The sequence below is a fragment of the Pseudomonas muyukensis genome, assembly GCF_019139535.1.
In the GTDB taxonomy this organism is placed as follows: Bacteria; Pseudomonadota; Gammaproteobacteria; order Pseudomonadales; family Pseudomonadaceae; genus Aquipseudomonas; species Aquipseudomonas muyukensis.
In genome coordinates this window covers 2,914,551-2,934,159 of sequence record NZ_CP077073.1, presented here as the reverse complement: position 1 = coordinate 2,934,159, position 19,609 = coordinate 2,914,551, and the positions used below count along the sequence as shown (strand labels likewise).

The following is a 19,609-nucleotide window of genomic DNA, read 5'->3' as shown; positions in this document are numbered from 1 at the left end:
TGCATCGGCTTAGATCTTGCCGACCAGGTCCAGCGACGGTGCCAGGGTGGCTTCGCCTTCTTTCCACTTGGCCGGGCAGACTTCGCCCGGGTGGGCGGCAACGTACTGGGCGGCCTTGACCTTGCGCAGAAGCTCGGTGGCGTCACGGCCTACACCGCCGTCGTTCAGTTCGACGATCTTGATCTGACCTTCCGGGTTGATCACGAAGGTACCGCGATCGGCCAGGCCGGCTTCCTCGATCAGCACGTCGAAGTTGCGCGAGATGATGTGGGTCGGGTCACCGATCAGTGGGTACTGGATCTTGCCGATGGTGTCCGAGGTGTCGTGCCAGGCTTTGTGGGTGAAGTGGGTGTCGGTGGACACGCCGTAGATCTCGACGCCCAGCTTCTGGAACTCGGCGTAGTTGTCGGCCAGGTCGCCCAGTTCGGTCGGGCAGACGAAGGTGAAGTCGGCCGGGTAGAAGAACACGACGGACCACTTGCCTTTCAGGTCGGCTTCGCTGACCTGGACGAATTCGCCCTTGTGGTAGGCGGTGGCGTTGAACGGTTTGACCTGGCTGTTGATGATTGGCATGAGAGACGCTCCTTCATGGGGTTGGAATCAGTTGATGGAGTGAATCCTACCGATTGCTCCGGCCAAAGGCTCATTGGCAAAGCTCATGCTGCTGATTGGTTTTGGCTATAAGGCGGGATTATTAATAGAAGGGATTGGGCTGAGCAAAGGATTGCGCCGGCGGACCCCACGCTTGTAGGAGCGGCCTTGTGTCGCGAAAGGGCTGCAGAGCAGCCCCAGCAACATCAGCTTGCTCGCCGATATCCTGGGGCCGCTTTGCGGCCCTTTCGCGACGCAAGGCCGCTCCTGCAAAGGCCAGCGACAGAGGCGCTCAGCGGGTGACGGTGCGCATGGTCACGAACTCTTCCGCGGCGGTCGGGTGCACGCCGATGGTCTCGTCGAATTGCTGCTTGGTCGCCCCGGCCTTCAGCGCGATGCCCAGGCCCTGGATGATCTCGCCGGCATCCGGCCCGACCATGTGGCAGCCCAGTACCTTGTCGGTGTCGGCATCCACCACCAGCTTCATCAGGGTCTTCTCCTGGATATCGGTGAGGGTCAGCTTCATCGCCCGGAAACGGCTCTCGAAGATCTGCACCTTGTGCCCCGCCGCCAGCGCCTGCTCCTCGGTCAGGCCCACGGTGCCGATCGGCGGCTGGCTGAACACCGCGGTGGGGATGTTCTGGTAGTCGACCGCGCGGTACTGCTCGGGCTTGAACAAGCGCCGCGCCACGGCCATGCCTTCGGCCAGGGCCACCGGGGTGAGCTGCACACGGCCGATGACGTCGCCAATGGCCAGGATCGACGGCTCGGTGGTCTGGTACTGCGCGTCGACGCGGATGAAACCACGCGGATCCAGTTCGACGCCGGTGTTCTCCAGGCCCAGGTTGTCCAGCATCGGCCGGCGCCCGGTGGCGTAGAAGATGCAATCGGCAAGCAGCACGCGGCCATCCTTGAGGGTGGCCTTGAGGCTGCCGTCGTCGAGCTTGTCGATGCGCTGGATGTCGGCGTTGAACTCAAGGTTCATGCCGCGCTTTTCCAGTTCTTCCTTCAGGTGGGTGCGCACCGAACCGTCGAAGCCACGCAGGAACAGGTCACCGCGATAGAGCAAGCAGGTGTCGGCGCCCAGGCCCTGGAAGATGCCGGCGAACTCCACGGCGATGTAGCCACCGCCCACCACCAGCACGCGGCGCGGCAGGTCCTTGAGGTAGAACGCCTCGTTGGAGGTGATCGCCAGCTCCTTGCCCGGGATGTCCGGCACCTGCGGCCAGCCGCCGGTGGCGATAAGGATGTTGGCCGCGCTGTAGCGCTGGCCTTCGACTTCCACCTCATGGGCGCCGGTGATACGCGCATGGCCGGTGAGCAAGGTCACGCCGCTGTTGACCAGCAGGTTGCGGTAGATGCCATTGAGGCGCTCGATCTCGCGGTTCTTGTTGGCGATCAGCGTGCCCCAGTCGAAGTGGCCCTCTTCGAGGGTCCAGCCGAAACCGGCGGCTTGTTCCAGTTCATCGGCGACGTGGGCGCCGTACACCAGCAGTTTCTTTGGCACGCAACCGACGTTGACGCAGGTGCCACCCAGGTAGCGGCTCTCGGCCACTGCCACTTTTGCGCCAAAGCCCGCGGCGAAGCGCGCCGCGCGCACACCGCCAGAACCGGCGCCAATCACGAACAGATCAAAATCGTAGGCCATGTATTCACTCTCCTAGGCAGGCGCCCAGCATACCGCCGTTGCCCGCCGCAAACAAAAAAGCCACCCCGAAGGGTGGCTCCTTGGACCCGCATGGGCGTATCAGTACGCCTTGCCGGCCTTGTAGAAGTGCTCGAAGCAGAAGTTGGTCGCCTCGATGTAGCCTTCGGCGCCACCGCAGTCGAAACGCTTGCCCTTGAACTTGTAGGCGATCACGTTGCCTTCGGCAGCCTGTTTCATCAGCGCGTCGGTGATCTGGATCTCGCCACCCTTGCCCGGCTCGGTCTGCTCGATCTTCTCGAAGATGTCCGGGGTGAGGATGTAGCGACCGATGATCGCCAGGTTGGACGGGGCGTCTTCGGGCTTCGGTTTCTCGACCATGGCGTCGACACGGAAGATGCCGTCCTTGATCTCTTCACCGGCGATGACGCCGTACTTGTTGGTTTCCTGCGGGTCGACTTCCTGGATGGCGACGATCGAGCAGCGGTACTTCTTGTACAGCGCAACCATCTGCGCAAGCACGCCGTCACCTTCAAGGTTGACGCACAGGTCGTCCGCCAGCACCACGGCGAACGGCTCGTCGCCGATCAGCGGACGGCCGGTGAGGATCGCATGGCCCAGGCCTTTCATTTCGGTCTGGCGGGTGTAGGAGAACGAGCACTCGTCGAGCAGGCGGCGGATGCCGACCAGGTATTTTTCCTTGTCGGTGCCCTTGATCTGGGTTTCCAGCTCGTAGCTGATGTCGAAGTGGTCTTCCAGGGCGCGCTTGCCGCGACCGGTGACGATGGAGATCTCGTTCAGGCCGGCGTCCAGTGCCTCTTCAACGCCATACTGGATCAGTGGCTTGTTGACCACCGGCAGCATTTCCTTGGGCATGGCTTTGGTAGCGGGCAGGAAGCGGGTGCCGTAACCGGCTGCCGGGAACAAGCATTTCTTGATCATATACGTCCTTAACAAGGGCTTTGCGTACGAAATTCGGCGCAGTCTAATCAGGCGGCGGTCACCTTACAATGCCCCACCCGTGGTCGGCCGATGCCATGATAGAGATATCCCAGTGTAGATAGTTCCGAGGGATCGTAAATATTGCGTCCGTCGAACAGCACCGGCCTGCGCATCAGCCCCCTGACACGGATGAAATCGGGCTGGCGGAACTGCTTCCATTCGGTCACCAGCACCAGCGCATCGGCCCCTTCGACGCAACTGTAGGGGTCCTCGCTCAGGCGCAGCTGGCCACTGGCCAAGGCCTGCGGATAACGCCCTGCCACCCCGGCCAGCGCTGCCGGGTCGCAGGCCTGGACCTGCGCGCCGGCGGCCAGCAAGGCGTCCAGCAGCACCAGGCTTGGCGCCTCGCGCAGGTCGTCGGTGCCGGGTTTGAAGGCCAACCCCCACACCGCCACGTGACGACCACGCAGCACGCCGCCGAAATGTTCGCGCAGGGCCTGGAACAGCAGGGTCTTCTGCTCGCTGTTGCGCGCCTGCACGGCCTGGAGGATCGCCGGCTGGTAACCCTGCTGCTCGGCGCAATGCACCAGGGCCCGCACGTCCTTGGGGAAGCAGGAGCCTCCGTAGCCACAACCGGCATAGATGAAGTGGCTGCCAATGCGGCTATCGCTGCCGATGCCGCGGCGCACCTGCTCGATATCCACGCCCAGGTGGCTGCACAGCCCGGCCAGTTCGTTGACGAAGGAGATCTTGGTGGCCAGGAAGGCGTTGGCGGCGTACTTGCTGAATTCTGCGGCCCGCGGCGACATCAGCAGGATTCGCTCGCGATTGCGCACAAAAGGCGCGTACAGCCGCTGCAGGCACTGCATGGCCTGCGCGCTGTCACTGCCGATGATGATCCGGTCCGGGCGCAGGAAATCATCGACGGCGCTACCCTCCTTGAGAAACTCAGGGTTGCTCGCCACCTCGACGACAAAGCGGGCACCACGGCTGCGCAAGCCAGCGGCAATCTGCTTGGCCACGCGCTCGGCGGTCCCGACCGGCACCGTCGACTTGTTCACCACCAGGCAGGCGCGTTGCAGGTGACGACCCAGGCTGTCGGCCACCGCCAGCACCTGCTGCAGGTCGGCCGAACCGTCCTCATGGCTGGGCGTGCCGACGGCGATGAACACCACCTCGGCCCGCGCCAGGGCCAGGCTGCAGTCATCGCTGAAACTCAGCTGGGCGCTGCGCAGGCCGGCTTGCAGCAGCGCCTGCAGGCCGGGCTCATAGATCGGGCACTGACCCTCGCGCAGTTGTGCCAGGCGTGCCTTGTCGTGTTCCAGGCAGACCACGCGGTTGCCCATCTCGGCGAAACAGGCGGCAGTCACCAGCCCCACGTAACCCGCCCCGATCACACACAGTTCCATGGCCACGCTCCTTTGTAGGTTGCGGCCATGGAACATCAGCGGGGATTGCAGGGCGGTGACAAGGCTGGGGCAAGGTGATGACAGGCCTGCACCTCAGCCGCCGATGCCCTGCCCGATCAACACGCCATCGACCTTCTGCCCATACAGGTTGACCCCATCGTTGGCATGGAACTTCAGCCGGGTCTTCTCGATCGAGCCCTCCACCAGGCGAGGATCCTGCGGCCGCTCATGGCGGTTGATCCAGGCGGCCACGTCCCAGGCCTGCTGGTCGCTCAGGCTGCCAGGCTTGCCCAGCGGCATGTTGTACTTGATGAACGACGCGGCGGTGTTGATCCGGTGCATGCCGGCACCCCAGTTGTAGGAGTCCTTGCCCCACAACGGCGGCATCACGTACTCCCCGGCCACCTTCTGCCCTTCGCCGTTGTCGCCATGGCAGATTGCGCACTGCTGCTGGTACACCTGCTGGCCCCGCTTGAAGTCGTAGCCAGCTGCCGGCCTGGGCACCTCGGGGTAGCCACGCCCGGCAATCTCCACGCCCGTCGGCGCCTGGGTCGACAGCCAATAGGCGTATACGCTCAAGGCCGTCATCTGCGGGCTGTCGGCCGCCGGTGGCTTGCCGTTCATGCTGAAGGTGAAGCAACCCTGGATACGCTCGGCGAAGGTATTGACCTTGTCGTTCTTCTTGCGATACGCCGGGTACATCGGGTAGGCGCCCCACAGCGGCGCCGAATGCGCCATGCGCCCCTGGTCCAGGTGGCAGTTGCTGCAGTTCAGGCCATTTTTCGCAGCTTCGGGCATCAACCGCCGGGTATCGACGAACAGCGCATGGCCCTCGCGGACCATCTTGCCAAAGGCGTTGTCCGGAATCGCGGTTTCCGCCGGCGGGGTAAATTGCGGCGCGGCCTGCACACCGGGGACCTTGAGCTGGGACTGGTCTTCCATGGCGATAGGCGCGCCCTGGACGCTGCCGATGGCCAGCAGCAACAGGGTTGGGATCATCGGCTTCATGGCTTGACCTCCGGGCTGGACAGCTTGGCGAAGTAATCGGCGACTTCCTTGACCTCGGTGTCGGTCATGGCCTTGGCCACGTTGACCATCAACTGGTTGGGGTCGTTGCGGCGGCTGCCGTCGCGCCAGGCATTGAGCTGGGCCACCAGGTAGCCAGCCGGTTGCCCGGCCAGGGGCGGAAAGTGCTCGCCGATGCCGCTGCCGCCCGGCCCGTGGCATTGCACGCAACCGGGGATCTGCCTGCTCCAGTCGCCATACAGCGCCAGGCGGGTCACCGGGTCGTTGGCGATCTGCTGGCGGCGCACGTCGGGCGCGGCATCGGCGGGCAAGCTGCTCAGATAAGCGCTGACCGCCTCGATTTCCGCAGGCGCCATGGCCTTGGCCAAGGGCTCCATCACCGCCTGCTGGCGGCTGCCGTTGCGAAAATCGTCCAGTTGCTTGGCGAGATAACCGGCTGACAAGCCGGCCAGGCGGGGAAAACCGGCGGCGGCGATGCCTTTGCCATCCGGCCCATGGCAGCCCATGCAGGCCATGGCGGCGGGGTTCTGCCCGCCCTGGTTGAAGATTGTCTGGCCGTCGGCGGCGTGCGCCGAGGGCCAGGCCAGGATCAGCAAGCTGCCAATCACGACGGGGCTCAGGAGTTTCATGACGGAGGCTCCATTTTCCTTGTTATAAGCTTAGGCTTAAACGATATAAGCCCAGAAATACTAGGCTTATTCCCCGGCCTGCGACAACGTGCCGCCGGGAAGGAAAGTGGCAATGAGCCAGTTAATCGCTTTTTAACTGAGCCAGATCAAGAACCGGAGATGCACTGGGTGGCGGCAGTACGCACGTCGCCCAGGCGCAGCGGGAAGTTGTTCAGCCGCTCGTAGACCTTGATGGCGCTACCGCTGCCACGCTTGTCGATGTCCAGCAACGCCGCCGGGCCGGCACCGGACGAGAGTTTTTGCGGCACGATCAGGCGCAAGCCGTCATCGCGCACTTCTTCCTGCAAGGGATCGCGGCTATCGGCCAGCTTGCGTTTCACGCACTCGGCATATTCGCGCGGCGATTTGCCGGACATCACGTCCAGCGTCGCGTGGGACTGCTCCAACTCAGAAACGCTGACACAACCACCCAACGCCAGCGACACTGCTGCTACCACCCATTTCATTGCTGCTCTCTCCACCTTCAAAGTCATCCTGTGACCACATCCATGCCGATTTGCTCCCTGGTATGGCAGAAATCTCCCTGGCGAGGCCAGCCGGGCGCAAGTGTAACCGCACATCGTGATATCGTGCGCGTTTGCAGAACCAATCCTTGCGGAGCACCCCATGAAATTCGTACACCAGCGCGAGCATCTGAACGAGGACGACATCGTCGTCATCGAGTGCTCCCAGCGCTGCAACATCCGCCTGATGAACGACGCCAATTTCCGCAGCTTCAAGAACGGCGGTCGACACACCTATCACGGTGGCCATTTCGATAAGTTCCCGGCCAAGATCACCGTGCCCAGCACAGGCTTCTGGAACATCACCATCGACACCGTGACCACACGCCCTATTTCGGTCACGCGCAAACCGACCCTGACCCACAAGATCAAGATCATTCGTCGCTCGTCGTCGAAACTCGGATAACCACAGCATGACCCAGACCACCAAATACGTGATCAAGTACAAGCTCGACGGCCAGCGCCGCTGGGATTTCGCGCAGATGCCCGACGCCTCCCTGGAACAGGCCCAGCAAGCGCTGCGCAAGATCCATGGCGAGGACGCCGAGAAGATCAGCGACATCCAGGTCAGCAAGGCCCTGTAATCACGCCCGAGACGTCGCACTCAAGGAGTCGCCCATGAGCACCTGGCAAGACCGCCGCATCCTCGACCTGCTGGGCATCGAGGTGCCCATTCTCCAGGCGCCCATGGCCGGTGCCACGGGCTCGGCGATGGCCATCGCCGTCGGCAACGCCGGCGGCCTGGGCGCCCTGCCCTGCGCCATGCTCACTGCAGAGCAGGTCAGGCGCGAGATCGAAGCGTTCCGCGCCGCCTGCCAGGGCCCGCTCAACCTCAATTTTTTCTGCCACCAGCCGCCCGCCCCCGACCCCGAACGCGATGCCCGCTGGAAGCAGGCGCTCAAGCCTTACTACGACGAAGTCGGTGCCGATTTCGAGGCCGCGACGCCGGTGTCCAACCGCGCGCCATTCGATGAGCAGAGTTGCCGGTTGGTCGAGCAACTGCGCCCGCAGGTGGTCAGCTTCCACTTTGGCCTGCCCGCGCCGGCACTGCTGCAACGGGTGAAGGCCAGTGGCGCCACAGTGCTGTCCAGCGCCACCACCGTGGCGGAGGCTGTCTGGCTGGAGCAGCACGGCTGCGACGCGATCATCGCCATGGGCTACGAGGCCGGTGGCCACCGGGGCATGTTCTTGAGCAGCGACATCACCAGCCAGATCGGCACCTTCGCCCTGGTGCCGCAGGTGGTCGATGCGGTGACAGTGCCGGTGATTGCCGCTGGCGGCATCGCCGACCACCGTGGCCTGCGCGCCGCCCTGGCGCTGGGTGCCGCGGCGGTGCAGATCGGCACCGCCTACCTGTTCTGCCCCGAGGCCAAGGTCGGCGCCGCCCACCGTCGCGCCCTGGACAGCGCGGCGGCCAGCGATACCGCGCTGACCAACCTGTTCACCGGCCGCCCGGCGCGGGGCATCAACAACCGCATCATGCGCGAACTGGGGCCGATGAGCGCGCTGGCCCCCCAGTTCCCGTTGGCCGGCGGCGCGCTGATGCCACTGCGGGCTATCACCGACCCACAGGGCAACAGCGATTTCAGCAACCTGTGGTCGGGCCAGGCCTTGCGCCTTGGCCGGCACATGGGCGCTGGCGAACTGACCCGGGAGATCGCCAGCAAGGCCGGCGCCTACAATTGAGCGACCGACACCAGCCCTGCTGGCGAACCAGGCGCCGCGGTGGATGGCACCGGCTGCGCCGGTGTTCGCCGGCAAGGCCGGCTCCTACGCCGTCTGCGACCTGCCCACCCGTAGGAGCCAGCCTTGCTGGCGAACCAGGCAACGCGGAAGATGGCACCGGCTGCGCCGGTGTTCGCCGGCAAGGCCGGCTCCTACGCCGATTACGGCCTGCAACACCCGTAGGCGCCAGCCTTGCTGGCGAACCAGGCAACGCGGTGGATGGCACCGGCTGCGCCGGTGTTCGCCGGCAAGGCCGGCTCCTACGCCGTCTGCGACCTGCCCACCCGTAGGCGCCAGCCTTGCTGGCGAACCAGGCAACGCGGTGGATGGCACCGGCTGCGCCGGTGTTCGCCGGCAAGGCCGGCTCCTACGCCGTCTGCGACCTGCCCACCCGTAGGAGCCAGCTTGCTGGCGAACCAGGCAACGCGGAAGATGGCACCGGCTGCGCCGGTGTTCGCCGGCAAGGCCGGCTCCTACGCCGATTACGGCCTGCAACACCCGTAGGCGCCAGCCTTGCTGGCGAACCACGCAACGCGGTGGATGGCACCGGCTACGCCGGTGTTCGTCGGCAAGGCCGGTTCCTGCGAGGTGATCTCTGCCACCCTTGCGCCTGCTAGGCGTCACTCTTGCTGGCGTTGCAGGGGCGAGGCCTTCCCGACAGGCGGTTATCGCTATATATTTCGAACCATAACGATAACCCCGCCCTCAGGAGCCGTTCGCATGCGCATTCGCCTGTCCCACCTGGCCGCCAGCACCCTCGCCAGCCTTATCTGCCTCAACAGTGCCTGGGCCGACGAAGTCCAGGTCGCCGTGGCGGCCAACTTTACAGCGCCGATCCAGGCCATCGCCAAGGACTTCGAGAAAGACACCGGCCACAAGCTGGTCGCCGCCTATGGCGCCACCGGCCAGTTCTACGCGCAAATCAAGAACGGCGCGCCATTCGAAGTCTTCCTCGCCGCCGACGACAGCACCCCGGCCAAGCTCGAGCAGGAAAAAGCAATCGTCGCCGGCTCGCGCTTCACCTACGCCATCGGCACCCTGGCGCTGTGGTCGGCCAAGCCGGGTTACGTCGACGCCAAGGGCGAAGTGCTCAAGCACAACGACTTCCAGCACCTGTCCATCGCCAACCCTAAGGCCGCCCCGTATGGCCTGGCCGCCACCCAGGTACTGGCCAAGCTGAACCTGACCGAAGCCACCAAGGCCAAGATCGTCGAGGGCCAGAACATCACCCAGGCGTTCCAGTTCGTCTCCACTGGCAATGCCGAACTGGGCTTCGTCGCCCTGTCGCAGATCTACAAGGATGGCAAGGTCAGCGAAGGTTCGGCATGGATCGTCCCCGCCGCGCTGCACGACCCCATCCGCCAGGACGCGGTCATCCTCGACAAGGGCAAGGACAACCCCGCCGCCAAGGCCCTGGTGGACTACCTCAAGGGCCCGAAGGCCGCTGCCGTGATCAAGTCCTACGGCTATGAAATCTGATGCCGCTGGACGCCAGTGACCTGGGCGCGATCTGGCTGACCATCAAGCTGGCCAGCCTGACCACCGCCATTCTGCTGGTGCTGGGCACGCCCATCGCCTGGTGGCTGGCGCGCACCCGCTCCTGGCTGCGCGGGCCGATCGGCGCGGTGGTGGCCCTGCCCCTGGTGCTGCCGCCGACGGTGATCGGCTTCTACCTGCTGCTGGCCCTCGGGCCCCATGGCTGGATTGGCCAGGCAACCCAGGCCCTGGGCCTGGGCAGCGTGGTGTTCAGTTTCACCGGCCTGGTGATCGGCTCGGTGGTGTACTCCATGCCATTCGTGGTGCAACCGCTGCAGAACGCCTTCGGCGCCATCGGCCAGCGCCCGCTGGAAGTGGCCGCCACCCTGCGCGCCAGCCCCTGGGACAGCTTCATTCACGTGGTGCTGCCGCTGGCCCGCCCCGGCTTCATCACCGCCAGCATCCTCGGCTTCGCCCATACCGTGGGCGAGTTCGGCGTGGTGCTGATGATCGGTGGCAATATCCCCGACAAGACCCGTGTGGTCTCGGTGCAGATCTTCGATCACGTCGAGGCCATGGAATACGCCCAGGCCCATTGGCTGGCCGGGGCCATGCTGGTGTTCTCCTTCCTGGTGCTGCTGATGCTCTACGCTGGCCGCCGCGGCAAGGCTGGCTGGAGCTGAGATGAGTGCATCGATACAGGCGCGCCTGAAACTGGCGCGCGACGACTTCACCCTGGGTGTCGACCTGCAACTGCCGGGGCGCGGCATCAGCGCGCTGTTCGGCCATTCCGGCTCGGGCAAGACTTCCTGCCTGCGCTGCCTGGCCGGGCTGGAGCGCGCCGCCAGCGCCTACATCGAGGTCAACGGCGAGGTCTGGGAAGACAGCGCCCGTGGTTTTTTCCTGGCCCCGCACAAGCGCCCGGTGGGCTATGTGTTCCAGGAGGCCAGCCTGTTCCCGCACCTGTCGGTGCGCGGCAACCTGGAATTCGGCTGGCGCCGGATCGCGCCCGAGGCGCGCAAGATCAGCCAGGAACACGCCTGCCAACTACTGGGGATCGGCCACCTGCTGGCGCGCAAGCCGGCCACGTTGTCCGGCGGCGAAGCGCAACGGGTCGGCATCGCCCGGGCCCTGCTCAGCAGCCCGCGCCTGCTGTTGATGGACGAACCCCTGGCGGCCCTGGACAGCGCCCGCAAACGCGAAATCCTGCCGTACCTTGAGCGCCTGCACGACGAGCTGGACATTCCGCTGATCTATGTCAGCCATGCCCAGGACGAAGTGGCTCGCCTGGCCGACCACCTGGTGCTGCTGGAGCAAGGCCAGGCCCTGGCCAGCGGGCCGATCGGCCAGACCCTGGCCCGCCTCGACCTGTCGCTGGCCCAGGGCGAGGACGCCGGCGTGGTGCTCGAAGGCGTGGTGGTCGGCCATGACCGGCACTACGGACTGTTCGACCTGCGCCTGCCCGGCAGCGATGGCCCACTGCTGCGCATCGCCCACCCCGAGCTGCATGTCGGCAGCACCCTGCGGCTCAAGGTCCAGGCCCGTGACGTCAGCCTGGCGCTGACCGCGGACACCGCCTCGAGCATCCTCAACCGCCTGCCGGTTCGGGTGCGCGAGTGCCGCGCCGCGGACAACCCAGCCCATGTGCTGGTGAGCCTGGAAGCCAACGGCAATGCCCTGCTGGCGCGCATCACCCGCTACTCGGCTGAGCAGCTTGGCGTGCAGCCCGGCCAGCGGCTGTGGGCGCAGATCAAATCGGTGGCGCTGCTCGGCTGAGCAACAACGAGGCGGCTGTTGTCCATTGCAGCACCACCCCTGCCTGGATCGCGCCCATGCCCGACTGCCCGCTGCCCGCCGCGCTGCACTATGTCGATGACACCCAGCCTGGGCTCAGCCGGCGGCGCTGGCGTGAGCGCTTCCATTACTACGATGCCCAGGGCCAACGGGTGCGCGACGCGCAGACCCTGGCCCGCATCGCCGCCCTGGTGATTCCCCCGGCCTATACCGATGTGTGGATCTGCGCCGACCCGCAAGGTCACCTGCAGGCTACCGGGCGAGACGCCCGCGGGCGCAAGCAGTACCGCTACCATGAGCAATGGCGCACGCTGCGCGACCAGCACAAGTACGGGCGCATGCTAGCGTTCGCCGAGGCCCTGCCGACACTGCGCAGGCAACTGGACGCCCACCTCGCCCGCCCCGGCCTGGACCGGGAGAAAGTCATGGCGCTGGTGATCAGCCTGCTCGACAGCACCCTGATTCGCATCGGCAACCGCCAGTACCTGCGCGACAACCGCTCGTACGGGCTGACCACCCTCAATACCCGCCATGTGCAGGTCAAGGGCAGCACCTTGCGCTTCCAGTTCCGTGGCAAGCGCGGGGTGGAGCACAACGTCACCCTGCGCGATCGGCGCCTGGCCGGGCTGGTCAAGCGCTGCATGGAGCTGCCCGGCCAGGCGCTGTTCCAGTACCTCGACGAACAGGGGCAGCGTCACAGCGTCGGCTCCACCGAGGTCAACCAGTTCCTGCAGCAACTCACCGGCGCCGACTTCACCGCCAAGGACTACCGCACCTGGGCCGGCAGTAGCCTGGCGTTGGCGCTGCTGACGCCGCTGGCCTGGCAACCGGACAGCGAAGCCAGGCGCCAGGTCGCCGCGACCGTGCGGCAAGTGGCCGCGCGCCTGGGCAACACCCCGGCAGTGTGCCGGCGCAGCTATATCCACCCGGCCGTGCTCGAGCACTTTCACCTGGGGCGCCTGGCCGCGCTGCCCCGCGCCCGCCAGCGCCAGCGCCTGGAACGCGAGGAGGTGGCGCTGCTGCGCTTCCTGCAAGCGCTGGAGCCCTAGACGATCATTGACGCCGCCTATTTACCCTATCGAGCAGAGAAATTTCCCATATGAGGCCAAGCCCCCTATCCTTGCCACCGAGCACCTTCGCCGACGGCCATCGCCGCATGTCGTTCGGCCCCTGCGACTAAAGACCGGCTACAGAATTTGTCTGCCGGGGAATTACTATCCGCCGAAAGCGTCTTTAATGAGAAGGAAGAGGGACAGGCTCCCACCGCTGGGCACAGTGGCCCCGCGGTTTTCTACACCACCAAGGAGAACTACATGCTGATACTCACCCGCAAGGTTGGCGAAAGCATCGTCATCGACGATGACATCAAAGTCACCATTCTGGGCGTCAAGGGGATGCAAGTGAGGATCGGTATCGATGCACCCAAGGATGTCCAGGTGCACCGTGAAGAGATCTACAAGCGAATCCAGGCCGGCAGCCCCGCGCCAGAGAAAGGCAACGACGAGCAACACTGAAGCCTGCCACATCATGCCGCACGGATGCGCCTGATCCCTTGCCCGCCCACGCGGGGTGCCACTTCGAGCCTCAGCGCTCCAGCAGTTCCCGCACCGTGGCGATCATCCGATCGATGTCGAACGGCTTGTCGAACACGGCCGCGAACGCGTCTGGGCTGACCCGCCCCTGGCTGGCCTGGGCGCCGCTCATGAGAATGACCGGCAGGTCTTTGAACAGCGCGTTAGCGCGGATCGCATGCAGCAGTTCTTCGCCGTTCTTCCTGGGCATCATGTAGTCGGTGATCACCAGGTCCACACGCTTTTGCGCCAACGCCTCAAGGGCCTTCTCCCCATCACCGGCCTTTTCCACCAGGTAGCCTGCATCCTCCAGGGCGAAGCCGAGGATATCGACAATCAGGTACTCGTCGTCGACGATCAGGATGGTGTTCATCCCATCAGCGATCTCCTGGAGTGGTCGCCGAACCGCTGAGCACCCCGCTGGCACCGTCGAACGCCCTGGCCAGGCTGATGCCCGTTGCACCCAGGTTCAATGCCTGCAAGGCCGGGTCGTGGTCGCTGTCACGCACCTTGACGATCGACAGCGCCCGGTGCAGTTGCGCGTCGAGCTCGGCGAACCGCATCAGCACCAGGTTGTCGACGATACTGGACAGATCCGGGGCCGGCGCGGTGATTTCCGCCCCAAAGATATCGCGCATTTCCCAAGTCAGCAGCACAGTGACGCCGCGGCCACGCAACTCGCTGGTCAGTGCGCGGAAGAACGCGTTCAGCCGTGCCGGCTCCATGGCCAGGCGGCCGAATGCGCCCAGGCTGTCGATCACCACGCGCCTGGCGCCCATCGCGCTCACCTGGTCCAGCAGCCGGGCACCGACCTGGTCCAGCAGCCCCTCGGTGGTCGGCTGCCAGCTCAGCTGAGCCATGCCACGGCTTTCCAGCGCAGCCAGGTCGTAGCCCAGGGCCGAGGCCTTCAGGCGCAAGCGCGCAGGTGTTTCGTAAAAACCGAAATGCAAGCCAGGCGCCGCCTTGCTGGAGGCCGCAAGAAAAGCGATGCCCAGCGCCGTCTTGCCGACCCCGGACGGCCCCATCAACAGGGTCACCGAGGCCTCGGCCAGGCCACCACCGAGCATCGCATCCAGGTCGGGTACACCGCTGGCGACCCGGTTCAGGGTCTGCACGCCCATTCGACTTGGCCGGCTGTAGAGCGCTTCCAGGCGCGGATACACCTGCAGCCCATTGTCGTCGATCTGGCATTCGTGACGCCCCGACAGCGCCGCGCTGCCCCGCGTCTTGCGCAACTGCAGCTGGCGCAGCGCAGTGCTGCCGAGCAACTGCTCACTCAACTCGATCACCCCGTCGACCATGGTGTGCTCCGGGCTGCCCTCCTCCAGGCATGCGCTGGTCAGCAACAGCAGGGTACAGCCGGCAAAGGCGGCGTGGCCTTGCAGTTCGGAGACGAACTTCTTGGTGTCGAGGCTGGTTTCGGCGCGCGAACGGGCATTGAGCAGGCCGTCGACCACCAGCAACGTCGCCTGCTGCCGGGCGATCTCCTGGCGCAACAAGCGCACCACGGCATCCAGGCCCTCCTGCTCCAGCGTGTCGAAGGCACTGACGAACTGGATGCTGTCGCCGACCAGCGTCGGGTCGAAGAAGCTCAGCGTCGACAGGTACTGGAACAGGCGCTCATGGGACTCGCTGAGCAGCGTGGCCACCAGCACCCGCCCGCCATCGCGCACATGGTTGCAGGCCAACTGGTTGGCCAGGATGGTCTTGCCCGCGCCTGGATGGCCCTGGACGATATACGAGGCGCCCGCGACCAGGCCGCCCTTGAGCAGCGCATCGAGCCCTTCGATTCCGGTGGGCAGGCGTTTGAGAGGCTCTACCATGGCAGTCTATTCCTCAGTCGCCAGCGGGTCGGCACACGCCGGCAGGTACAGGCTCATGCAGGTGCCGACTCCGGGTTGGCTGGTCACGCCAATGGCACCCAGGCTTTGCCGGGCGAAACCATAGGCCTGGCTCAGGCCCAGGCCGGTGCCCTTGCCGAAGGCCTTGGTGGTGAAGAACGGCTCGAATATTCGCGGCAGCACCTGTGGGTCGATGCCCTGGCCATCGTCATGCACCTCGAAACGCACGAAACGCCCCTGCAGGCCTTCGACCTCCCCGGCCAACTGCACGCACTCGACCACCAGGCGGATGCACCCGGCGCCCTCGATTGCATCACGGGCGTTGAACATCAGGTTGAGCAGGACCATCTGCAACTGCCCGGCGTCCACCTCGATCATCGGCAGGTTATCCGCGACCTGCTGCTGCAGTTCGATATCCCGGGGCAAGGCATGTTCGAGCAAGCCGCGGGTCGCGGCGATGACCTCGGCCGGTGCCAGTCGGGTAACGCTCAACTGGCGATGGCGAGCGAAGCTGAGCAATTGCCGGGTCAGTTGCGTGCCGCGCTGGCCGGCATCGAGGACATGTTCGAGCAAGCGCTGGATGCGCGCCGGGTCCTGGCTGTTGAGCGCCAGCCGGGCGGAACTGAGGATGATGGTCAACAGGTTGTTGAAGTCGTGGGCCAGGCCGCCGGTCAACTGCCCCAGGGCCTCGAGCTTCTGCGCCTGAAACAGCTGGGCGCGCATGGCATCGAGTTGCAATGCCGACTCACGGCGGTCGGTGATGTCACGGGTGACCTTGGCCAGGCCAATGACCTGGCCCTGGGCATCGCGAATGACATCGAGCGCCGCCAGGGCCCAGAACTGCGTGCCGTCCTTGCGCACCCGCCAGCCCTCATCCTGGGCGCCGCCCTGCTCGAGGGCCTGCTGCAACAAGCGTTGCGGGCGCCCATCGACGCAGTCCTGGGCGGTGAAGAACAGCGAGAAATGCCGCCCGATCACCTCATCGGCGCGATAGCCCTTGATACGTTCGGCGCCCGCGTTCCACGACACCACATGGCCACAGGGGTCGAGCATGTAGATGGCGTAGTCGACCACCGCCTGAACCAGCTGTTCATAGCGTGCCTCGGACATGACCGATGGGGAGGTGCGGCCTGTTGCAACCATGCGAGCTCCGCAAGCACCGCGAAAGGACATATTGAGCGTAGTCAAAAAGTCCCGCCAAGGCCGGGTGTCAGGCGACGACCGTCAGTGGTCGCGCTCTACCAGCGATGGCATCAGGCGGCGCGGCATCGCCACTTTCAGCAGCCACAGGCCGACCAGCAGGATCAACCCGCCGCCGCCCAGGGCCATGAAACGCTGTGGCTCGGGGTGCTGCGGGTCGAAGCCCAGCATCAGCAGGTAAGCGCCCAGGCTGATGAAACCGGCATACAGGAACGCTCCCACCAGGCACACCTGGATGAACAGCAGTCGCCAGAACCACTTGGGACGCACGGCACGCCCGACGGAGTTGGGGGGAGTCCCTGACATGGTGGCATGCTCAATTGGATCCAATGGCCAACAGTGGCGCAATGGCGGCAATGTGTCAATTGGCCTATAGTGCCCTCGCCTCCAACAGCCCGGAACCCGAGATCATGTCGAACCTTCGCATGCAAGGCTTGCAGGACGACCTGCTGCGCACCGCCGGCGAGCTGGACACGCTGTGCCAAGCCTTGGACGGACATGCCCAGTACCTGCGCCACTCGGTGCACCAGGCCGATGCCACGGCCATGCACAGCCATGCCGAGGACCTGCGCCACAGCGCCGACGACATGCGCCAGATCGCCGACGCCATCGAACCCTGAAGTCGGCGCCCGGTTGACGCTTCTATAACAATGGGTTATAAAGCCGCCTTGATTTGCAGGCCCTTCTGCCCATGAAGCGCAGCGGTCAAACGTGCGAGTGTGGTGGAATTGGTATACACAGCAGACTTAAAATCTGTCGGCGTGAGCCTTGCGGGTTCGAGTCCCGCCACTCGCACCATCTTCTGTCGACGAAGGCGCCTTGTCAGGCGCCTTTTTCGTGGGTGGGTCTTTTGCCTGAGCCGGCCTGCCAGCAATGCGCCATCCAGCTGCTAGAGTGGACAATGTCCCTGTCCATTGGAGCGCCGCCATGCGCTATACCCTGCTCGAAGGTCAACGCGATCTCGTTCTCCTGCTTGCCCGCATCCTGCTGATGATCCTGTTCGTGCTGTCCGGTTGGGGCAAGCTGACCGGCTTCGAAGGCACGGTCGGCTACATGGCCTCGCTTGGCGCCCCGGCGCCAACGCTGGCGGCAGGCGTGGCGGTGATCATGGAGTTCGCGGTCGGCATCCTGCTGATTCTCGGCTTCTATACCCGCCCGCTGGCCCTGCTGTTCGCCCTGTTCGTGCTCGGCACTGCGCTGCTTGGCCACCCGTTCTGGAACATGGTCGACCCCGAGCGCAGCGCCAACATGACCCAGTTCCTGAAGAACCTGAGCATCGTCGGCGGGCTGCTGGCCCTGGCGGTTTCCGGCGCTGGGCGCTTCTCCCTCGACCGCCGTTGAGCGGCTGCCCATGGTCGATGGCCGCGACCTCAGTCGTCGAGGTCGTCGTGCCAGGCCGGGTGCTCATCATCATCGAAGTCGTCGAGCAGTTCCTCGTCCTCTTCCACATCATCCATCGCGCCGTGGGCATCCGCCTCAGGGTCGAAAGGGTCGTGGAATTCGTGATCGAGCAAGTGGTCGTGCTCAGGTTCGGGCAGATCGTCTTCGTCGCGCATCGCAGGCTCCAGTAACAACAGGCCGCCTGTATAGGCCGTTCAGCATGGCCGGTCAATCTTTCCCACCGTTAACCCTGACTTAACCGACAAGGCGCAGGTTAGAGGCTCTCCCTTCAAAAACGTTCTTGCCCGCCACCCCGGCGGGCTTTTTTTTGCGCCCGCAAGCGCCCCTGTCGGCTCGTCGCCGCTTTCCTTGAACTTGCTCGCCCGCTCAGGGGTTCGCACAAGAGTAGGACCTGTCTTTGCAAAAAGGAGAAACCGCAATGGCCGTGAACATCGACAACCTGACCATCACCACCCCGGTCGCCAAGTCGGCCACCAACCCCGTCGCCCTCGAACTGACAGGCGCCCAGGCCTTGGCGACCTTGCCACAGGTGGTCAGCCGCCTGGCCGATGGCGCTGTACGCCTGGTGGCGCCGACCCGTGGCGCCGCAAGCAAGAGCACCCACCGCACCCGCTGCGAATGGAAAGAGCCCGGCTACTGGGCCCTGGGCAGTGCCGCGCACCACCGCAACCACCAACGCATGCTGCTGCAGCAAGTCAACGCCGCGCAGAAGGTGGTGATCGCCCAGATGCACGTGAAAGACGACGACAGCCCGGCGATCAAGGTGTTCTGGAACAAGGGCAAGATCACCCTCGGCTTTCGCCAGGACTACAACCAGGTGACACCCGTCAACAGCACCCTGCTGGCCGAGGTGCCGCTCGGCGCCCCGTTCGATATCACCATCGAAGTGACCGCGGCAGGCGCGGCGACGGTGACAGCCGCCTGCAATGGCCGCAGCGCCAGCACCGGGACCTTGTCGTTGGCGCCGAGCTGGAGCGGTCGTACCTTCAATTTTCACGGTGGGGTGTACAACCAGCTGGACTTCAGCGAGAGCACGCCGGCCGAGGACGCTTCGGCGTGCGTGATCAGCCAGCTGGACTTGAGCCACCAGTGAGCGCACTCGCCCATCCTGTAACGCGGGCAACTTCCATTCATTTGCGTGATAAAGAGCAAGGCAATATGCCATCACTTGTTGTAGGATGCGCGCCCCTCGCTTCGGAATGCGAGGCAAGCCACTGAAAAATCAAGGAAACCGCAATGCCCGTCGCTCGCCACCTGCTCGCCGCCGCTTTCATCCTCCTGACCACGGGGTGCGCCAGCGGCCTGAATTCCGTGCAAGAGCAAGAACTGGGCTATTACCGCGCACAGAACCTCGATGTGCGCGAAAAGAGCCCAGGCGGCGCTGCAGCATTGGGCCTGCTGCCTGGGGGCGGTTCCTTCTATGGCCGGGCATACGGCTATGGCATCGCCAACCTGCTGCTGTGGCCGGTGTCGATCCTGTGGGACCCGATCAGCGGCTACAACGCTGCCGAGTCGATCAACTACCAGGCCACCCGGGCCCACGTCTCGCGCCTGAAGAAAAGCCAGATGGACGCGCTCGACAACCGACTGATCTCGGAAGAGATCGACCCACGGCAATACGCCATGGAGAAGCGCAAGATCGATGAAAAATTCAGTAACGGTTATTGAGGCCTGAAAGCCATGGCCTTCACGAAATTCTGACATTCGTGAAGGCAGACTGGCCTGGCTTCGATACGTTCTGTTCAACCCGCCACCTTGGCGGGTTTTCTTTTTTTTGCAGTTTTCTTTGTGAAAGG

Annotated in this window: 24 protein-coding genes and 1 tRNA gene; 13 read left to right on the top strand and 12 right to left on the bottom strand. The window is 64.8% G+C overall.

What is annotated here, in order from left to right; all coding sequences use genetic code 11:
* Window positions 1–9: 9 nt before the first annotated feature.
* From ahpC to KSS95_RS13340, 7 genes are all read right to left on the bottom strand, one after another.
* Window positions 10–573 carry an alkyl hydroperoxide reductase subunit C gene (gene ahpC / locus KSS95_RS13370; protein ID WP_133330622.1) on the bottom strand — a complete coding sequence of 188 codons (564 nt, stop codon included), beginning with the start codon at window positions 571–573 and terminating at the stop codon, window positions 10–12.
* 310 nt (window positions 574–883) lie between these two features.
* Window positions 884–2,239: a glutathione-disulfide reductase gene (gorA, locus tag KSS95_RS13365; RefSeq protein WP_217847569.1), complete on the bottom strand. Its 1,356-nt coding sequence runs from the start codon at window positions 2,237–2,239 to the stop codon at window positions 884–886.
* 99 nt (window positions 2,240–2,338) lie between these two features.
* On the bottom strand, window positions 2,339–3,178 hold the full coding sequence (galU, locus tag KSS95_RS13360) for a UTP--glucose-1-phosphate uridylyltransferase GalU (protein WP_217847568.1): 840 nt from the start codon (window positions 3,176–3,178) through the stop codon (window positions 2,339–2,341).
* Window positions 3,179–3,225: 47 nt separating this feature from the next.
* Window positions 3,226–4,587: a UDP-glucose dehydrogenase family protein gene (locus tag KSS95_RS13355; RefSeq protein ID WP_217847567.1), complete on the bottom strand. Its 1,362-nt coding sequence runs from the start codon at window positions 4,585–4,587 to the stop codon at window positions 3,226–3,228.
* 93 nt (window positions 4,588–4,680) lie between these two features.
* A complete protein-coding gene (locus KSS95_RS13350) occupies window positions 4,681–5,595 on the bottom strand; it encodes a c-type cytochrome (RefSeq protein WP_217847566.1) in 915 nt (304 codons plus the stop codon).
* Window positions 5,592–6,242, bottom strand: a complete 651-nt coding sequence (locus tag KSS95_RS13345) for a c-type cytochrome (protein WP_217847565.1) — start codon at window positions 6,240–6,242, stop codon at window positions 5,592–5,594. The genes KSS95_RS13350 and KSS95_RS13345 overlap by 4 nt, the downstream gene beginning before the upstream one ends.
* Before the next feature lie 146 nt (window positions 6,243–6,388).
* The gene (locus KSS95_RS13340; protein ID WP_217847564.1) at window positions 6,389–6,748 is read right to left on the bottom strand and encodes a hypothetical protein; all 360 of its coding nucleotides are present in this window, start codon (window positions 6,746–6,748) and stop codon (window positions 6,389–6,391) included.
* 160 nt (window positions 6,749–6,908) lie between these two features.
* On the opposite strand from KSS95_RS13340, the gene KSS95_RS13335 reads away from it, so the two are divergent.
* The 8 genes from KSS95_RS13335 to csrA all read left to right on the top strand — a co-directional run bounded on the left by KSS95_RS13335 (window position 6,909) and on the right by csrA (window position 13,314).
* Entirely contained in the window at window positions 6,909–7,211 is a 303-nt protein-coding gene (locus tag KSS95_RS13335) for a DUF1883 domain-containing protein (protein ID WP_134693685.1), read from the top strand.
* 7 nt (window positions 7,212–7,218) lie between these two features.
* Complete coding sequence (locus tag KSS95_RS13330) at window positions 7,219–7,389, top strand: hypothetical protein (RefSeq protein WP_167659519.1); 171 nt, start codon at window positions 7,219–7,221, stop codon at window positions 7,387–7,389.
* A 34-nt stretch (window positions 7,390–7,423) separates the two neighbouring features.
* Window positions 7,424–8,491: an NAD(P)H-dependent flavin oxidoreductase gene (locus KSS95_RS13325; RefSeq protein ID WP_217847563.1), complete on the top strand. Its 1,068-nt coding sequence runs from the start codon at window positions 7,424–7,426 to the stop codon at window positions 8,489–8,491.
* Between the two features lie 759 nt (window positions 8,492–9,250).
* Window positions 9,251–10,009 carry a molybdate ABC transporter substrate-binding protein gene (modA, locus tag KSS95_RS13320; protein WP_217847562.1) on the top strand — a complete coding sequence of 253 codons (759 nt, stop codon included), beginning with the start codon at window positions 9,251–9,253 and terminating at the stop codon, window positions 10,007–10,009.
* Window positions 10,009–10,689: a molybdate ABC transporter permease subunit gene (gene modB / locus KSS95_RS13315; protein WP_217847561.1), complete on the top strand. Its 681-nt coding sequence runs from the start codon at window positions 10,009–10,011 to the stop codon at window positions 10,687–10,689. The genes modA and modB overlap by 1 nt, the downstream gene beginning before the upstream one ends.
* Window position 10,690: 1 nt before the next feature.
* The gene (modC, locus tag KSS95_RS13310) at window positions 10,691–11,782 is read left to right on the top strand and encodes a molybdenum ABC transporter ATP-binding protein (RefSeq protein ID WP_217847560.1); all 1,092 of its coding nucleotides are present in this window, start codon (window positions 10,691–10,693) and stop codon (window positions 11,780–11,782) included.
* Between the two features lie 56 nt (window positions 11,783–11,838).
* Complete coding sequence (locus KSS95_RS13305; RefSeq protein WP_217847559.1) at window positions 11,839–12,849, top strand: DNA topoisomerase IB; 1,011 nt, start codon at window positions 11,839–11,841, stop codon at window positions 12,847–12,849.
* 264 nt (window positions 12,850–13,113) lie between these two features.
* On the top strand, window positions 13,114–13,314 hold the full coding sequence (gene csrA / locus KSS95_RS13300; protein ID WP_134693679.1) for a carbon storage regulator CsrA: 201 nt from the start codon (window positions 13,114–13,116) through the stop codon (window positions 13,312–13,314).
* A 70-nt stretch (window positions 13,315–13,384) separates the two neighbouring features.
* Here csrA and KSS95_RS13295 read toward each other — a convergent pair whose 3' ends face one another.
* From KSS95_RS13295 to KSS95_RS13280, 4 genes are all read right to left on the bottom strand, one after another.
* Complete coding sequence (locus KSS95_RS13295; RefSeq protein ID WP_217847558.1) at window positions 13,385–13,744, bottom strand: response regulator; 360 nt, start codon at window positions 13,742–13,744, stop codon at window positions 13,385–13,387.
* A 4-nt stretch (window positions 13,745–13,748) separates the two neighbouring features.
* Complete coding sequence (locus KSS95_RS13290) at window positions 13,749–15,194, bottom strand: ATPase domain-containing protein (protein ID WP_217847557.1); 1,446 nt, start codon at window positions 15,192–15,194, stop codon at window positions 13,749–13,751.
* A gap of 6 nt (window positions 15,195–15,200) precedes the next feature.
* The gene (locus KSS95_RS13285) at window positions 15,201–16,355 is read right to left on the bottom strand and encodes a two-component system sensor histidine kinase NtrB (protein WP_225935501.1); all 1,155 of its coding nucleotides are present in this window, start codon (window positions 16,353–16,355) and stop codon (window positions 15,201–15,203) included.
* Window positions 16,356–16,436: 81 nt separating this feature from the next.
* Window positions 16,437–16,718, bottom strand: a complete 282-nt coding sequence (locus tag KSS95_RS13280; RefSeq protein WP_217847556.1) for a hypothetical protein — start codon at window positions 16,716–16,718, stop codon at window positions 16,437–16,439.
* 104 nt (window positions 16,719–16,822) lie between these two features.
* On the opposite strand from KSS95_RS13280, the gene KSS95_RS13275 reads away from it, so the two are divergent.
* The 3 genes from KSS95_RS13275 (at window position 16,823) to KSS95_RS13265 (ending at window position 17,753) form a co-directional block, all read left to right on the top strand.
* A complete protein-coding gene (locus KSS95_RS13275) occupies window positions 16,823–17,032 on the top strand; it encodes a hypothetical protein (RefSeq protein ID WP_217847555.1) in 210 nt (69 codons plus the stop codon).
* Between the two features lie 93 nt (window positions 17,033–17,125).
* Window positions 17,126–17,210: transfer RNA gene (locus KSS95_RS13270), tRNA-Leu, on the top strand.
* Window positions 17,211–17,339: 129 nt separating this feature from the next.
* The gene (locus tag KSS95_RS13265; RefSeq protein ID WP_217847554.1) at window positions 17,340–17,753 is read left to right on the top strand and encodes a DoxX family protein; all 414 of its coding nucleotides are present in this window, start codon (window positions 17,340–17,342) and stop codon (window positions 17,751–17,753) included.
* Window positions 17,754–17,782: 29 nt separating this feature from the next.
* On the opposite strand, the gene KSS95_RS13260 is transcribed toward KSS95_RS13265, so the two are convergent.
* Window positions 17,783–17,968, bottom strand: coding sequence for a hypothetical protein (locus tag KSS95_RS13260; protein WP_217847553.1), 186 nt, complete (start codon window positions 17,966–17,968; stop codon window positions 17,783–17,785).
* A gap of 263 nt (window positions 17,969–18,231) precedes the next feature.
* On the opposite strand from KSS95_RS13260, the gene KSS95_RS13255 reads away from it, so the two are divergent.
* Entirely contained in the window at window positions 18,232–18,906 is a 675-nt protein-coding gene (locus KSS95_RS13255) for a polysaccharide lyase family 7 protein (protein WP_217847552.1), read from the top strand.
* A 143-nt stretch (window positions 18,907–19,049) separates the two neighbouring features.
* On the top strand, window positions 19,050–19,481 hold the full coding sequence (locus KSS95_RS13250; RefSeq protein WP_217847551.1) for a hypothetical protein: 432 nt from the start codon (window positions 19,050–19,052) through the stop codon (window positions 19,479–19,481).
* Window positions 19,482–19,609 lie beyond the last annotated feature (128 nt).

Coding starts and splice junctions, on each gene's coding strand:
- modA (WP_217847562.1), top strand. CDS start 9,251: ATGCGCATTCGCCTGTCCCACCTGGCCGCCAGCACCCTCGCCAGCCTT.
- KSS95_RS13295 (WP_217847558.1), bottom strand. CDS start 13,744: ATGAACACCATCCTGATCGTCGACGACGAGTACCTGATTGTCGATATC.
- KSS95_RS13335 (WP_134693685.1), top strand. CDS start 6,909: ATGAAATTCGTACACCAGCGCGAGCATCTGAACGAGGACGACATCGTC.
- KSS95_RS13290 (WP_217847557.1), bottom strand. CDS start 15,194: ATGGTAGAGCCTCTCAAACGCCTGCCCACCGGAATCGAAGGGCTCGAT.
- ahpC (WP_133330622.1), bottom strand. CDS start 573: ATGCCAATCATCAACAGCCAGGTCAAACCGTTCAACGCCACCGCCTAC.
- KSS95_RS13340 (WP_217847564.1), bottom strand. CDS start 6,748: ATGAAATGGGTGGTAGCAGCAGTGTCGCTGGCGTTGGGTGGTTGTGTC.
- KSS95_RS13350 (WP_217847566.1), bottom strand. CDS start 5,595: ATGAAGCCGATGATCCCAACCCTGTTGCTGCTGGCCATCGGCAGCGTC.
- gorA (WP_217847569.1), bottom strand. CDS start 2,239: ATGGCCTACGATTTTGATCTGTTCGTGATTGGCGCCGGTTCTGGCGGT.
- KSS95_RS13355 (WP_217847567.1), bottom strand. CDS start 4,587: ATGGAACTGTGTGTGATCGGGGCGGGTTACGTGGGGCTGGTGACTGCC.
- KSS95_RS13305 (WP_217847559.1), top strand. CDS start 11,839: ATGCCCGACTGCCCGCTGCCCGCCGCGCTGCACTATGTCGATGACACC.
- KSS95_RS13250 (WP_217847551.1), top strand. CDS start 19,050: ATGCCCGTCGCTCGCCACCTGCTCGCCGCCGCTTTCATCCTCCTGACC.
- csrA (WP_134693679.1), top strand. CDS start 13,114: ATGCTGATACTCACCCGCAAGGTTGGCGAAAGCATCGTCATCGACGAT.
- KSS95_RS13345 (WP_217847565.1), bottom strand. CDS start 6,242: ATGAAACTCCTGAGCCCCGTCGTGATTGGCAGCTTGCTGATCCTGGCC.
- galU (WP_217847568.1), bottom strand. CDS start 3,178: ATGATCAAGAAATGCTTGTTCCCGGCAGCCGGTTACGGCACCCGCTTC.
- KSS95_RS13285 (WP_225935501.1), bottom strand. CDS start 16,355: ATGGTTGCAACAGGCCGCACCTCCCCATCGGTCATGTCCGAGGCACGC.
- KSS95_RS13280 (WP_217847556.1), bottom strand. CDS start 16,718: ATGTCAGGGACTCCCCCCAACTCCGTCGGGCGTGCCGTGCGTCCCAAG.
- KSS95_RS13265 (WP_217847554.1), top strand. CDS start 17,340: ATGCGCTATACCCTGCTCGAAGGTCAACGCGATCTCGTTCTCCTGCTT.
- modC (WP_217847560.1), top strand. CDS start 10,691: ATGAGTGCATCGATACAGGCGCGCCTGAAACTGGCGCGCGACGACTTC.
- KSS95_RS13255 (WP_217847552.1), top strand. CDS start 18,232: ATGGCCGTGAACATCGACAACCTGACCATCACCACCCCGGTCGCCAAG.
- modB (WP_217847561.1), top strand. CDS start 10,009: ATGCCGCTGGACGCCAGTGACCTGGGCGCGATCTGGCTGACCATCAAG.
- KSS95_RS13325 (WP_217847563.1), top strand. CDS start 7,424: ATGAGCACCTGGCAAGACCGCCGCATCCTCGACCTGCTGGGCATCGAG.
- KSS95_RS13330 (WP_167659519.1), top strand. CDS start 7,219: ATGACCCAGACCACCAAATACGTGATCAAGTACAAGCTCGACGGCCAG.
- KSS95_RS13275 (WP_217847555.1), top strand. CDS start 16,823: ATGTCGAACCTTCGCATGCAAGGCTTGCAGGACGACCTGCTGCGCACC.
- KSS95_RS13260 (WP_217847553.1), bottom strand. CDS start 17,968: ATGCGCGACGAAGACGATCTGCCCGAACCTGAGCACGACCACTTGCTC.